Annotated in this window: 13 protein-coding genes; 9 read left to right on the forward strand and 4 right to left on the reverse strand. The window is 65.3% G+C overall.

Annotated features, from left to right (window positions below; translation table 11 throughout):
* Window positions 1-50 precede the first annotated feature (50 nt).
* The 9 genes from AC3WS4_RS13960 (at window position 51) to mazG (ending at window position 7,584) form a co-directional block, all read left to right on the forward strand.
* Window positions 51-1,253: a D-alanyl-D-alanine carboxypeptidase family protein gene (locus AC3WS4_RS13960; RefSeq protein ID WP_492739618.1), complete on the forward strand. Its 1,203-nt coding sequence runs from the start codon at window positions 51-53 to the stop codon at window positions 1,251-1,253.
* Window positions 1,250-1,873 carry a dTMP kinase gene (gene tmk, locus AC3WS4_RS13965; protein WP_492739617.1) on the forward strand — a complete coding sequence of 208 codons (624 nt, stop codon included), beginning with the start codon at window positions 1,250-1,252 and terminating at the stop codon, window positions 1,871-1,873. Before AC3WS4_RS13960 ends, tmk begins: the two co-directional genes overlap by 4 nt.
* Window positions 1,864-2,847, forward strand: coding sequence for a DNA polymerase III subunit delta' (locus AC3WS4_RS13970; protein ID WP_492739616.1), 984 nt, complete (start codon window positions 1,864-1,866; stop codon window positions 2,845-2,847). The genes tmk and AC3WS4_RS13970 overlap by 10 nt, the downstream gene beginning before the upstream one ends.
* Window positions 2,848-2,900: 53 nt before the next feature.
* Complete coding sequence (gene metG / locus AC3WS4_RS13975; RefSeq protein ID WP_492739615.1) at window positions 2,901-4,496, forward strand: methionine--tRNA ligase; 1,596 nt, start codon at window positions 2,901-2,903, stop codon at window positions 4,494-4,496.
* On the forward strand, window positions 4,496-5,272 hold the full coding sequence (locus tag AC3WS4_RS13980) for a TatD family hydrolase (RefSeq protein ID WP_492739614.1): 777 nt from the start codon (window positions 4,496-4,498) through the stop codon (window positions 5,270-5,272). Before metG ends, AC3WS4_RS13980 begins: the two co-directional genes overlap by 1 nt.
* Window positions 5,273-5,299: 27 nt before the next feature.
* On the forward strand, window positions 5,300-6,064 hold the full coding sequence (locus tag AC3WS4_RS13985) for an MBL fold metallo-hydrolase (RefSeq protein WP_187140157.1): 765 nt from the start codon (window positions 5,300-5,302) through the stop codon (window positions 6,062-6,064).
* Window positions 6,061-6,234, forward strand: coding sequence for a hypothetical protein (locus tag AC3WS4_RS13990; RefSeq protein WP_492739798.1), 174 nt, complete (start codon window positions 6,061-6,063; stop codon window positions 6,232-6,234). The genes AC3WS4_RS13985 and AC3WS4_RS13990 overlap by 4 nt, the downstream gene beginning before the upstream one ends.
* 25 nt (window positions 6,235-6,259) lie before the next feature.
* Window positions 6,260-6,745, forward strand: a complete 486-nt coding sequence (locus AC3WS4_RS13995) for a protein-tyrosine phosphatase family protein (RefSeq protein WP_492739613.1) — start codon at window positions 6,260-6,262, stop codon at window positions 6,743-6,745.
* Between the two features lie 113 nt (window positions 6,746-6,858).
* Window positions 6,859-7,584 (forward strand): nucleoside triphosphate pyrophosphohydrolase, encoded by a 726-nt coding sequence (gene mazG / locus AC3WS4_RS14000; protein WP_492742837.1) that lies wholly within the window; start codon window positions 6,859-6,861, stop codon window positions 7,582-7,584.
* On the opposite strand, the gene hflX is transcribed toward mazG, so the two are convergent.
* The 4 genes from hflX to AC3WS4_RS14020 form a co-directional block, all read right to left on the reverse strand.
* Window positions 7,562-8,908 (reverse strand): GTPase HflX, encoded by a 1,347-nt coding sequence (gene hflX / locus AC3WS4_RS14005; protein ID WP_492739611.1) that lies wholly within the window; start codon window positions 8,906-8,908, stop codon window positions 7,562-7,564. The genes mazG and hflX overlap by 23 nt on opposite strands.
* A gap of 8 nt (window positions 8,909-8,916) precedes the next feature.
* On the reverse strand, window positions 8,917-9,408 hold the full coding sequence (gene hfq, locus AC3WS4_RS14010) for an RNA chaperone Hfq (protein WP_056351428.1): 492 nt from the start codon (window positions 9,406-9,408) through the stop codon (window positions 8,917-8,919).
* 122 nt (window positions 9,409-9,530) lie between these two features.
* Complete coding sequence (ntrX, locus tag AC3WS4_RS14015; protein WP_187140160.1) at window positions 9,531-10,910, reverse strand: nitrogen assimilation response regulator NtrX; 1,380 nt, start codon at window positions 10,908-10,910, stop codon at window positions 9,531-9,533.
* The gene (locus AC3WS4_RS14020; protein ID WP_492739610.1) at window positions 10,900-13,191 is read right to left on the reverse strand and encodes a sensor histidine kinase; all 2,292 of its coding nucleotides are present in this window, start codon (window positions 13,189-13,191) and stop codon (window positions 10,900-10,902) included. The genes ntrX and AC3WS4_RS14020 overlap by 11 nt, the downstream gene beginning before the upstream one ends.
* Window positions 13,192-13,416: the final 225 nt, after the last annotated feature.

Below are 13,416 nucleotides of genomic sequence, written 5' to 3' on the forward strand. Positions count from 1 at the left end.
GCCCGATGACGGGATATCGGCACAGTAAAACAAGGGCAGGGGGCGCGGCCTTGGCGGCGTTCGCGCTGCTGCTTGTCCCCGCCGCAGCGCCCGCCGCCAATCCGCCCGCGAAAAAGGCACCCGCCCAAAAGGCGCCGGCAGCGGTCAGCCGTCCGCTCTATGTCACCCAGGCGCCGATCGTGATGCTCAAGGATCTCGATTCGGGCGCGATCCTGTTTTCGCGCGGCGCCGACAAACGCTTCGCCCCCGCCTCGATGGCCAAGGTGATGACCGCCTATGTCGTCCTCGACCTGATCAAGGCGGGCAAGCTGTCGCGCGACACGGTCTTCACCGTCGACGACTCGACCTGGAAACAATGGAACGCCCGCCGCGGCGGCTCGACGATGTTCCTCCGCGCCCGCGAGAAGGTGAGCGTCGACGAACTGCTCAAGGGGCTCATCACCGTCTCGGGCAATGACGCCGCGACCGCGCTCGCGGTCGGCATCGACGGCAGCGAGGATGCTTTCGTCAAGAGAATGAACGAGGTAGCGAAAAAGATTGATATGAAGTCGAGCCGCTTCGGTACTCCCAGCGGCTGGCCCGACGGCGGCGTCACCAAGGTCTCGGCGGCCGACCTGATCATGCTCGCCGACCGGCTGATCCGCGACCATCCTGCGGGATATGCGCGCTATTTCTCAATTTCCAGCCTCCGGCACGGCAAATCGCCCGATGGCAAGCCGATCGTCCAGCCCAACCGCAACCCGATCCTCGGACGGTTCGCGGGGGCCGACGGGCTCAAGACCGGCCACACCGCCGACGCCGGCTATTGCTTCCTCGGCTCGGCGAAGCGCGACGGGCGCCGCCTGATCATGGTCGTCGCGGGGATGAGCAGCGAAAAGGCGCGCCGCGACGAGGCCGAACGGTTGATGGCCTGGGGCTTCGACGCCTGGGAGGGGCGTGAGATCGTCCCTGCTGGTGCCAAGGTCGGCCAGATCGATGTCGGGCAGGGGGCAAAGCCCATGCTCGCAGCCGAAGCCGCCATCCCGGTCCGCATGACCGTGCCCGCGGGCTATCGGGGCGGCTATCGCGCGACCGTGCGCAGCCAGAGCCCGCTCGCCGCGCCGATCGCGCGCGGCACCCGTGTCGCCGACCTTATCGTTACCCCCGACGGCCTGCCGCCGCAAATCACGCCGCTACTCGCCGCGACCGATGTGGGGGAGGGCGGCTGGCTCGACCGCGCGCGCACCGGCTTCTACCGGCTCACCGGACTGTGAGCGGCCGCTTCATCACGCTCGAGGGCGGCGAGGGGGTCGGCAAGTCGACCCAGATCCGCGCCCTCGCGGCCGCGCTCACGAAACGCGGGGTTGATGTCGTGACCACCCGCGAACCCGGCGGCAGCCCCGGCGCCGAGGCGATCCGCACCCTGCTGATGACCGGCAGCGACGACCGCTGGGACGCGCGCAGCGAGGCCTTGCTCTTCGCCGCCGCGCGCGCCGACCATGTCGCGCGCACCATTCGCCCGGCGCTGGCACGCGGCGCCTGGGTGCTCTGCGACCGCTTCGTCGACTCGTCGCGCGCCTATCAGGGCGCCGGCGGGGGGGTGACCGATGCCGACATCCTCACCCTCCATCGTATCGGCTCCGAAGGCCTGCTTCCCGACCGCAGCTTCCTGCTCACCGTCGACGCCGACGAGGCCGCGAGGCGCCTCTCGGTCCGTGACGCCGCCGGCGCCGACCGCATGGGCAGCAAGTCCGCCGATTATCAGGCGCGCCTCGCCGCGCGCTTCACCGCCATCGCCGCCGCCGAACCGGGTCGCTGGCGCGTTGTCGCCGCCGAGGGTTCAGCCGACGCCGTGACGTCAGCCATCCTCGTGGACCTCGAACCATGGCTCTGATCGGGCATCAGGACGCCGAAAACACCTTCCTCGAATCCTGGGCCGCCGGGCGGCTCCATCACGCCTGGCTCCTCGCCGGGCCGCAGGGCATGGGCAAGGCCGCCTTCGCCGCGCGCGCCGCGCGCTTCCTCGTCACCCATGACAAGGGCGGGGCGAGCGCCGCGATCCCGCTCGACGACCCCGGCGATACCGCCGCCGACCGCCTCGTCGCCGCGGGCAACCATCCCGAGATTCTCCACCTCAACCGACAGGTGAAGGACAAGGGCAAGGACCTCGCGCGCAACATCACGATCGACCAGGTGCGCGAGCTAAAGGCGCGTCTTCACTTCTCGCTGTCGCTCGGCGACTGGCGCGTCATCATCGTCGACGCGATCGACGATCTGGAGCCTGCCGCGTCCAACGCCTTGCTCAAGACGCTCGAGGAACCGCCGGCGCAGACCGTCTTCATCCTGATCAGCCACTCGCCGGGGCGCCTGCTCCCGACGATCCGGTCACGGTGCAGAACGGTGCGTTTTCAACCGGTTGATCATGACGTCATGACGGCGTGGCTGCACGAACTGCGCCCCATGGCCGATATGGTCGAGCTTCGCGCCACCGTCGCCGCGTCGGGCGGCGTCCCCGGCAAGGCGCTCGCGCTGATCGACAGCGACGTCGGCGCGATGGAAAAGAAGCTGCTCGCCATTGCCACCTCGGGCGACCCCGGCAATCGCCTGCGCGAAGCGCTCGCGCGCGAGGTCGGCGGCACAGCCAATCGCGCCAAACTCGAACTGGTGATCGACATCGTCCCCGGCCTGCTCGCGCGCATCGCACGCGAGCGCCCGGTTGCCGAGATCGCGCCGGTGCTCGCGCAATGGGACAGGGTGCAACGCACCGTTCGCGATGCGATCCGCGGGTCATACGACGGCGCGATGGTCGGGTTCGAGATCGGCAATTGCCTCGCCGAACTGGCGCCGCGCGGCGTGCCGGCGCGCTGACGCGGCGGAAGGGGCCACTTCCCCTTCTGCCCCGCACCGGCTAAGGCGCGGCCATGTCCGAAACCAACACCCCTTTCTACATCACCACCGCGATCAGCTACCCCAATGGCCGCCCGCATATCGGCCACGCCTATGAAGCGATCGCGACCGACGTGATGGCGCGGTTCCAGCGCGCCCGCGGCCGCGACGTGCGGCTGACCACCGGCACCGACGAACATGGCCTCAAAATGTTTCAGACGGCGCGCGACCAGGGTCGCCCGACGATCGAACTCGCCGACGAAATGTCGGGATATTTCCGTGAGATGTATGCCAAACTGAATATCAGTTTCGACCATTTCATGCGCACCTCCGACCCCGCGCATCACGCCGCATCGCAGGCCCTGTGGCGCGCGATGGAGGCCAATGGCGATCTCTATCTCGACCGCTATGAGGGCTGGTATTCGGTCCGCGACGAGGCCTTTTACGACGAAAGCGAACTGATCGTGGGGGAAGGGGAGGCCAAGCTCTCGCCACAGGGTACCGCGGTCGAATGGACCGTCGAGGAAAGCTGGTTCTTCCGCCTCTCGGCCTATCAGGACAAATTGCTCGCGCTCTATGAGGCGAACCCCGATTTCATCCGCCCCGAAAGCCGCCGCAACGAAGTGCTGCGCTTCGTCGAGGGCGGCCTCAAGGATCTCAGCGTCTCGCGCACCAGCTTCGACTGGGGAGTGCCGGTACCGGGATCGCCCGGCCATGTCATGTATGTCTGGGTCGATGCGCTGACCACCTATATGTCGGCGCTCGGCTATCCCGATACCGACGGCGAATGGGGCAAATACTGGCCCGCCGACATCCATATGATCGGCAAGGATATCGTTCGTTTTCATACGGTTTACTGGCCGGCCTTCCTGATGAGCGCCAATCTGCCTTTGCCCAAACAGGTGTTCGGACACGGCTTCCTGCTCAACCGCGGCGAAAAGATGTCGAAATCGCTCGGCAACGTCGTCGACCCGATGACCCTCGCCGACACCTTCGGCGTCGACCCGCTGCGCTATTATCTGCTGCGCGAAGTCAGCTTCGGCCAGGACGGCACCTATTCGGCCGAGGCGATCGTGCGCGCCGCCAACGCCGATCTCGCGAACAGCTTCGGCAATCTGGCACAGCGCAGCTTGTCGATGATTTTCAAGAATTTGGGCGGCGAACTGTCGGCCGATTACACGCCGGCGCCGGAGGATGACGACCTGCTCGCTGACCTCCACGCGATGGCGACCGAGCGCTTGCCGGCGGAATTCGACCAGCTCGCTTTTTCGGTGGGCATCGAGGATTGGCTGCGCGCCGTGTTCGCCTGCAACCAATATGTCGACACCCAGGCGCCCTGGGCGCTGCGCAAGACCGATCCCGAACGGATGCGCGCGGTCTTGATGACGCTGTTCCGCGCGGTCCGCGCGCTGGCGATCGCGATCCGCCCGGTCGTGCCGACCGCCGCCGACACCCTGCTCGACCAGATGGGCATTGCCGCCGATGCGCGCGACTTTGCGGCGCTCGATGACGCCGAATGGCTTGCGAAGCTGGTTGCGATCGGCTTCACCGTCGGCCAGCCCGTCCCCATCTTCCCCCGCCTCGAACTGCCCGAGGGTGCCGACGAGAATGGGGGGGAAGGGGAGGCCTGATGCTCGTCGATTCGCACTGCCACCTCAACTACAAGGGACTCGCCGAGCAGCAGGGCGAGGTGCTGGCGCGCGCTCGGACACGCGGCGTCACCGCGATGCTCAACATCGCGACGCGTGAAAGCGAATGGGACGATGTGCTCGCCGCTGCCGAGGCGAACGACGATGTCTGGGCCAGCGTCGGCATCCATCCGCACGACGCCGACCATCATCCCGACGTCGACACCGCGAAGCTCGTCGAGCGCGCCGCGCACCCGCGCGTCATCGGCATCGGCGAAACGGGGCTCGATTATTATTACGACAAGAGCGACCGGCAGCGGCAGCAGGACAGTTTCCGCCGCCACATCCACGCGTCGCAGGCGACCGGCCTGCCGATCATCGTCCACACCCGCGATGCCGAGGAAGATACGCTCGCGCTGCTCGGCGAGGAGATGGGCAGGACGACATTCCCCGGCGTGATCCACTGTTTCACCGCCAGCGACGATTTTGCAAGGCAGGCCCTGGCGCTCGGCCTCTATATCTCGATCTCGGGCATCGTGACCTTCAAGAACGCCGCCGATCTTCAGACGACCGCGCGGTGGCTGCCACAGGACCGGCTGCTGATCGAAACCGATTCCCCCTTCCTTGCCCCCGTCCCGCACCGCGGCAAGACCGGCGAACCGGCTTTCGTCGCCGACACCCTCGCCTATCTCGCCGATCTGCGCGGCGAGGACAGGGCGGTCCTGGGCGCCGCAACAAGCGCCAATTTCTACCATTTGTTCAACAAGGCGGCGCCATGACGTCACGTCTGGCATGAAGGCCGCACTATGAAAGTTCGCATCCTGGGTTGCGGTACCTCGTCGGGGGTGCCGCGGATCGGCAATGATTGGGGGCAGTGCGATCCCGACAACCCGCGCAACCTGCGCAGTCGCTCGTCGATCCTGATCTCCTTGGGCGGTTTCCGTCTGCTCGTCGACACCAGCCCCGACATGCGGCTGCAACTGCTCGATGCCGAGGTGGGGGCGGTCGACGGCATCATCTGGACCCACGAGCACGCCGACCACTGCCATGGCCTCGACGACCTGCGCCAGATCATGCATCTGCGCGGCTCGCAGGTGCCGGCTTACGCCCGCAACCATGTGCTCGACACGCTCAAATGGCGCTTTACCTACGCCTTTGCGGGGAACGCCGGCTATCCGGCGTTGGTCGATCCGATCGACCTGCTCGACCATCAATCGATCGGCCCCCTTGAGGTGTCGGCGATCGAAATGCCGCACGGCCCGATCAAGGCCAGCGGACTCATCTTCAGCGATGGTGTCCACAAGATCGGCTATGCGACTGATTTCTCGAAATTTACCGACGAAATGGTCGATTTTTTCCAGGGTGTCGATCTGTTCGTGATCGACGCGCTGCGCCGCTATCCGCACCCGACGCATCCGCATCTGGCCATGTCGCTCGCGGCGCTGGAAAAGGTGGGAAATCCGCGCGCGATCATCACCCATATGGACAATACGATGGATTACGACGACCTTGCCGGCGAACTGCCGCCGGGCGTCGAGCCGGGCTATGACGGGCTGGAGGTGCAGTTGTGACCGACATGGGCGTCAATCTGATCTGGGGCATCGGTTCGCTGGCGCTGGTGGTCAGCGCACTCGTCGCGCGCCAATTGCCGATGAAGGACTGGGTCAAGATGGCACTGGCCTGGATCGCGATCTTCGGACTGATTTTCCTCGTGATCCGGACATGGCAGGCCGTGACGTGACTCCGGCGAAGGAACCAATGCGCTGATGCTTTCCACGATCTACTGGATCGAAAACCCCGGCGACATGCGCATCGCTATCATGGCGCGGCCTCGATCCGGCGAATGGCTCGAAGATGAGATCGCACATTGGGCCCGTTCAGGCGTCGGGATCGTCGTCAGTCTGCTTGAACGCGAAGAGATCGACGATCTGGACCTCGCGCGGGAACCTGCGCTGTGCAACCACAATGGCATCGAGTTTCTGTCGTGGCCGATCCCGGATCGCGGATTGCCTGATGATGCGGCCGCATTCGGGCGTTTCGCGAACGACATGGCGGCACGCGGCAAGCCGGTCACAATCCATTGCCGGGCCGGCATCGGCCGCTCGTCGGTTCTGGCGGCAGCAATCATGATCGGTGCCGGGCAGTCGGCCGACGATGCGCTGGACGCCATCGCGACCGCGCGCGGGGTAAAGGTTCCGGATACCGACGAACAGCGGGACTGGATCCGGGCGCTCGGTGAAAGAATCCGATAGTGCTCCCTTCGCTTCTCTCGACCAATTTAACATAATATATATTATCGGATAAATGGATGTTCCAAGACACGACCGAATCCCCCGCATCCCCCATCGCCCGCCTGCTTGGCGTCATGGCCCGCTTGCGCGACCCTGACGGTGGCTGCGAATGGGATCTGGCGCAGGACTTCTCGACCATCGCGCCCTATACGATCGAGGAAGCCTATGAGGTTGCCGACGCGATCGCCGGCGGCGATCCTATGGCGATCTGTGACGAGCTTGGCGACCTGCTGCTTCAGGTCGTCTTTCACAGCCAGATCGCGGCCGACGATGGCCTGTTCACCTTCGACGATGTCGCGACCGCGATCTCCGACAAGATGGAGCGCCGCCATCCGCATATCTTCGGTGACGCCACGACGTCCGATGTGCGGCTGCAATGGGAAGCGATCAAGGCGAACGAACGCGCCGCCGACGGTCCCAAGGGCGCGCTCGACGGCGTTGCGCTGTCGCTGCCGGCGCTGCTCCGCGCCGAAAAGCTCCAGTCGCGCGCCGCGCGCGTCGGGTTCGACTGGCCCGACGTCGACGGCCCGCGCGACAAGATCGCCGAGGAACTCGCCGAAGTGGCCGCGGCGACCAACGAACAGGAACGCCATGAAGAGGTCGGCGACCTGCTCTTCGCGGTCGTCAACTATGCCGGCAAACTCGGGGTCGATGCCGAGAGTGCCCTGCGTGACGCCAACATGAAATTCGCAAGACGCTTTGCCGCCATGGAAGACCGCGCGGGTGGAACGCTGGCCGGCCTGTCGCTCGACGCGCAGGAAGCGCATTGGCAGGCGGTCAAGGCGTCGGAGCGGTCCTAGCCGGCCACAGCCGTTCGAACCGCGCCTTGTCGGCGGGATCGAGCCGTACCGTCAACACATGACCGTCGTCCTGCGGCTCGTCGCCCAGCACTTCGCCGCGCGCGTGAAGCCACGCCGCCGCTTCGCCATGGTCGTAGCCGATGAAAATGCGTTCGACCCTGTGCAGCGCGGTCAATTGCGACGCCATGAGCGTCCGGGCCGCTTCGACGCCCTCGCCGCTGACCGCCGATATGACCGCGACGTCACTCCGCCGCGCCGCCATCTCTTCGATCGCCGCGCGCTCATCGGAATCGGCGGTGTCGATCTTGTTCCATATCTCGATCTGCGGAATGACCGCGGGCGCATCGGCGCCCCCTTCCCCACCGTCCTGCGGGCCGTTGACGCCCAGCGAATTGAGGATGGCGACAACATCGGCATATTGCGCCTCGCTGTCGGGATGCGCGATGTCGCGGACATGGACGATCAGGTCGGCGGTCGTCACTTCCTCCAGCGTCGCGCGGAACGCCGCGACCAGTTCGGTTGGCAGGTCGGACACGAAACCGACGGTGTCGGACAAGATCGCCTTGTCGATGCCGGGCAGCCGAATTTCGCGCATCGTCGGGTCGAGCGTCGCGAACAGCATATCTTCCGCCATGACGTCACTTCCCGTCAAGCGATTGAAAAATGTTGATTTTCCGGCGTTTGTATAGCCTACGAGCGCGACCACCGGCCAGGGCGCGCGCTGGCGCTTGGCGCGCTGCAACTGCCGCGTGCGCTTTGCATCCTCCAGGCTGCGGCGGATACGCGCCATGCGGTTGCGGATCATCCGCCGGTCGGCCTCGATCTGCGTTTCGCCCGGACCGCCGAGGAAGCCGAAGCCGCCGCGCTGGCGCTCGAGGTGGGTCCAGCTGCGCACCAACCGCCCCGCCTGATAGTCGAGATGCGCCAGCTCGACCTGCAGCCGCCCCTCGGCCGTCGCCGCGCGCTCGCCGAAGATTTCGAGAATTAATCCCGTGCGATCAATGACCTTGGTCCCGAACGCGGTCTCCAGGTTGCGCTGCTGGATTGCGGTAAGCACCGCGTCGACAATGACAAGCTGCGCGGCACCTTCGCCAACTTCGGCCTTGATCGCATCGATCTGCCCCACCCCGATCAACGTCGCCGCGCGCGTCTGCCGCAGCCGCAACGGATAAACCGCCACGACCTCCAGCCCGATCGCGAGTGCCAGGCCCTTCGCCTCCTCCGCACGCGCGTCGAGATCGCGCGACAGGCGCTGGTTATGCCATTCGGGCACGATCAGCACCGCCGTGGCGCCGCGCGTTACCTCATCGTCATTGTCGGACATCGGATCGATCAGGCGTCGCCTTCGGGCTCGCTGTCGGTGAGATTGATCGGCCCGTTGGGCTGCACGGTCGAAATCGCATGCTTATATACCAGTTGCACCTGCCGCTCACGTTCGAGCAGCATGCAGAACAGATCGAACGCGACGATATCGCCCTGCAGCATCACGCCGTTGACGAGGAACATCGTCACCGATTCGTCGGATTTGCGCACCGCGTTCAGGAACACATCCTGCAAGGCCTTGCCCTTGCTGGCGGGGGCGTCACGCAGATTATCGCCGAGCAGCGACAGGTCGAAGTCGTGCGAGGGCATGACGGTCGAAATCGCATGCTTGTAGACAAGCTGCGACTGGCCATCGCGGCGCAGAAGCAACGAAAAATTGTCGAACCAGGTGATGATGCCCTGCAATTTGACACCCTTGACGAGGAACATCGTCACCGGTGTCTTGCTGCGGCGGAGAGCGTTGAGGAAGAGATCCTGGAGATTCTGGTTTTTATCGGACACATTGGCCTCCTGTTCTTGGCGGGTAAAACCGCTTGATGGCCCTGACTGGACCGCCGCTTTCGTCGCGGCGTGCCCAATATGCGGCAAAGCGTCGCGCAGGTCTAGCGCAAAGCCGATCGATCTCAGGCCTCGCCGTCCGAATTGTCGGTCAAACCCAGAAGCTTCAGCTTCCGGTGCAATGCCGAGCGTTCCATGCCGATGAAGGTCGCGGTACGCGAAATATTGCCCGAGAAACGATTGATCTGGATCCGCAGATATTCGCGCTCGAAATTCTCGCGCGCTTCCTTGAGCGGGATCGCGGTGATCGATTCGGCGTTGGGCAATATGTCGGTGCCGCCCCGCACCAGTTCGGCGGGCAACATATCGGCGTCAATCCGCCCGAGCCGGTCGCTCGGCGCGAGGATCATCACGCGCTCGATGACGTTGCGCAGCTCGCGGACGTTGCCGGGCCAATCATGCGCCTGGAGCGCCGCCATCGCCTCGGTGCTGATTTCCGCGGGCGGCGCACGGCGATCGGCGGCATAGCGGCCGACAAAATGTTCGCACAGCGCCGCGATGTCGTCGCGCCGCTCGCGCAACGACGGGATGTGCACCGGCACGACGTTGAGCCGGTAATAGAGATCCTCACGGAAACGCCCCTCGGCGATTTCGGTCATCAGGTCGCGCGCCGATCCCGAAATGATCCGGACGTCGACGCGGATCATCGTCCGCCCGCCAACGCGGGTGAAGCTCTGATCGGTCAGCACGCGCAATATCTTGCCCTGCGTGGTCAACGGCATGTCGGCGACCTCGTCGAGGAAGACGGTACCGCCATGCGCCTGTTCGAGCAGGCCGACGCGGATCGCGCCGTCGTCGCTTTCGGACCCGAACAGCTCGGCCTCGACCGTTTCGGGGTCCATGCGCGCCGACGAAATGACGCGGAACGGCGCGGTGTGGCGGCCGCTCCAGCCGTGGAGGACGCGCGCCGCGACCTCCTTGCCAACGCCCGCCGCGCCGGTGATCAGCACGCGGCTGCCGGTGCCGGCGACCCGTTTCAGCGTCGCACGGACATTGTTGATCGCGGCGCTGGTGCCGGTGAGTTCGTCGGCGGGACCGGCACGTTCGCGCAGCCGCTCATATTCGAACTTCAGCCGCTCGTTTTCGGTCGCACGCGCGACGAGGTGAAGCAGGCGTTCGGCCTCGAACGGCTTTTCGATGAAGTCGAAGGCGCCGCGGCGGATCGCGGCGACGGCAGTGTCTAGCCCGCCATGGCCCGAAATGACGATGATCGGCAGCGTCGGATCGAACGCCTTGATCGCCTCGACCAGTCCAAGCCCGTCGAGCCGCGAACCCTGCAGCCACACGTCGATCAGCGCGAGCGACGGGCGCCGCTGGCGGATCGCCTCGAGCGCGGCGTCGCTGTCGGACGCGGTGCGCGCCTCATAGCCTTCGTCTTCCATGACGCCGGCGACGAGGTCGCAGATGTCGCGCTCGTCGTCGACGATCAAAATATCAAGCGCCATGATCTTCTCTATCCTGCCGGTTCCGGGAACGGCCCGGGACCGATTCGGCCTGCCCTGTTGTCGTGTCGGCGCCGCGCCCTGCGAGCGGGCGGAGGCGGTCGGGATGAAGCGTGAGTGTCACGCACGTCCCCTTTCCTGCCGGATTGTCGGCAAAATCGAGTTCGCCATAATGCTGCTCGACGATTTTCTTGACGATCGCGAGGCCGAGTCCGGTGCCGCCCTGGCGGGTCGTCATATAGGGTTCGGCGATCGTGTCGCGGGCTTCGGGGAGGCCGATGCCGTCGTCGGCGATGCGGATCACAACTTCACGATCATTGCCCATATCGAGGATCGCGCGAATGTGGCCGATCGGTGAAGATTCGAGATTTTTTACACTTTCTTCAATGGCTTCTACCGCGTTCTTGACGATATTCGTCAGCGCCTGCGACAACAAGCGGCGGTCGCACACCAACGGTTCGATATCGTTCGGGACCGACACGCTGAAAGCGATGTCGGGCTTGGCGACCTCGAACAGGAACACCGCCTGTTTCAATATGTCGCGGATATCCTCGACCCCGAAGGTCGGCTTGGGCATGCGCGCGAAGCTGGAGAATTCGTCGACCATGCGCCGCATATCGTGAACCTGGCGGATCACGGTGTCGGTGAGCTTGCGGAAGGTCGCCTGATCGCCCTCGACCTTGTCGCCGAAGCGGCGCTGGAGGCGTTCGGCGGCGAGCTGGATCGGGGTGAGCGGATTCTTGATCTCGTGCGCGATGCGGCGCGCGACGTCGGACCAGGCGGCGCGGCGCTGGTCGAGCAATTGCTGGGTGATATCCTCGAAGCTGAGCACGAAGCCGTCGCCCTGAGCGACCGCCTTGGCGGCAAGTGTCGCGGGCTCGCCCTCGCGGCGCGCGAGCTGGACCACCGCCTCGCGCTCGTCGCCGGTGATCAGGCGCGCGAGTTCGGGCGCGACCTGTTCGAGCGGGCGTCCGGTGAGCTGGTCGGCGGGGGTCCCGATCAACCGCTCGGCGGCGGCGTTGGCGAGCAGGATATGGTGGCCGGCGTCGACCGAGACGACCGCAGAGGACACGCCGCTGAGCACCGCTTCGATGAAGCTTCGGCGCGCCTCGATCTGCTCGTTGGCGCTGAGCAGCGCGCCGGTCTGCCCCTGAATCTGTTCGGTCATGCGGTTGAAGGCATGGGCGAGGACCGAAATCTCGTCGTCGTGCGCGGTCGGCGTCACCCGCACCGACAGATCGCCGCCGGCGGCGGTGCGCGTCGCCCCGACGAGCGTGCCGAGCGGGCGAACGATGCGGTCGGCGACGACGATCGCCGCGATCACGGCGAGCGCGAGCAGGAGCAGCGCGCCGAGATAGAGCGCGCCGTTGAACTGGAGCTGGAGCAGCTGCGAACGCTCGAACAGCGCATTATAGTCGGCGAGCACGGTACCGGCGCGGACCGATTGCTGGAAACCCGGCACATTGGAATCGCGCGACGCATAGACATAGGCATTGGGTTTGCCGGGAAGCCGCGTCGCCGCCTCGATCCGATCGGGCTGGCGAACAACGACGACCTCCTCGCCGGCATCAAGACGCTTGATCATCGCGGGCTGAAGCCGGTTTTCCGCGGCACGATCATCGGGGTCGACCGCTGCCGCGGTTCGGGCAACGCCGTCAGCACCGATCTCGATCACCGCCGATTCATTGAGATTTCTGACGACAACCTGCTGGAAATAATAATCGGCGAACTTGGGGTCGTCGATCGGGAGTTGCGACAGGAGCTTGCCAAGGTCGGTTGCCATGGCGATCGTGTTCGCCCCGACCTCGCGCTGGTTCTCCTGATAATAGCCCTCCGCGAGGCCGGCGGCATTTTCGAACATGCCGCGCGAGCGGTCGGAAAACCAGAAATCGACCCCGAACTGGAACAGCAGCGAGGCGAAGATCACGACGAGCATCGTCGGTGCCGCGGCGATCAGCGAAAAGAGCGCGACGAGCCGAACGTGGAGACGCCCGCTGCCCCCCGCCATCGAGCGCATCGCGCGCGCGCGCGCCACGCGGCTGCCGATGAGCACGATCAGCGCCATCGCGGGAACGAGGTTGACGACCATGATCACGGCGACCAGCCCCGGCGTGAGCAACCGTTCGCTCTGCGCGTCGCCGGTGACAAAGATATAGGTGGCGATGCCGACGCTGAGGATGAGCGCCAGCGTGTAATATTCGGGCGCGGCAAAGGTCCAGATGCGCGAACGGGTCCCCTGCCCTTCGGGTTGCGCTTCGCCGGTTACCGTAACGCCGTTCGCCATTGTTGCCTCGTTACGACAAACCTGTTGCATAGAAAACACACAATGTGCGCGGGGACCACGGTTTGGCGCATAAATCGGTTCTGTTGGACGTTGTTTTGCCGGATGCTCGATACCGGAACCGGGAAATGGGGGTCGTGTCGGGTGGCGCGGATCGGGGTGACCGGATTCGGATACCAAGGACCGCTTAGGGGTGGAAAGCCGTCATCAAGATTATCTGGGTTTATG

The sequence above is a fragment of the Sphingopyxis sp. EU05-FHT14B03 genome (assembly GCF_058790875.1).

Coding starts and splice junctions, on each gene's coding strand:
- metG (WP_492739615.1), top strand. CDS start 2,901: ATGTCCGAAACCAACACCCCTTTCTACATCACCACCGCGATCAGCTAC.
- AC3WS4_RS13995 (WP_492739613.1), top strand. CDS start 6,260: ATGCTTTCCACGATCTACTGGATCGAAAACCCCGGCGACATGCGCATC.
- AC3WS4_RS13980 (WP_492739614.1), top strand. CDS start 4,496: ATGCTCGTCGATTCGCACTGCCACCTCAACTACAAGGGACTCGCCGAG.
- AC3WS4_RS14020 (WP_492739610.1), bottom strand. CDS start 13,191: ATGGCGAACGGCGTTACGGTAACCGGCGAAGCGCAACCCGAAGGGCAG.
- AC3WS4_RS13970 (WP_492739616.1), top strand. CDS start 1,864: ATGGCTCTGATCGGGCATCAGGACGCCGAAAACACCTTCCTCGAATCC.
- AC3WS4_RS13985 (WP_187140157.1), top strand. CDS start 5,300: ATGAAAGTTCGCATCCTGGGTTGCGGTACCTCGTCGGGGGTGCCGCGG.
- hflX (WP_492739611.1), bottom strand. CDS start 8,908: ATGTCCGACAATGACGATGAGGTAACGCGCGGCGCCACGGCGGTGCTG.
- ntrX (WP_187140160.1), bottom strand. CDS start 10,910: ATGGCGCTTGATATTTTGATCGTCGACGACGAGCGCGACATCTGCGAC.
- mazG (WP_492742837.1), top strand. CDS start 6,859: ATGGCCCGCTTGCGCGACCCTGACGGTGGCTGCGAATGGGATCTGGCG.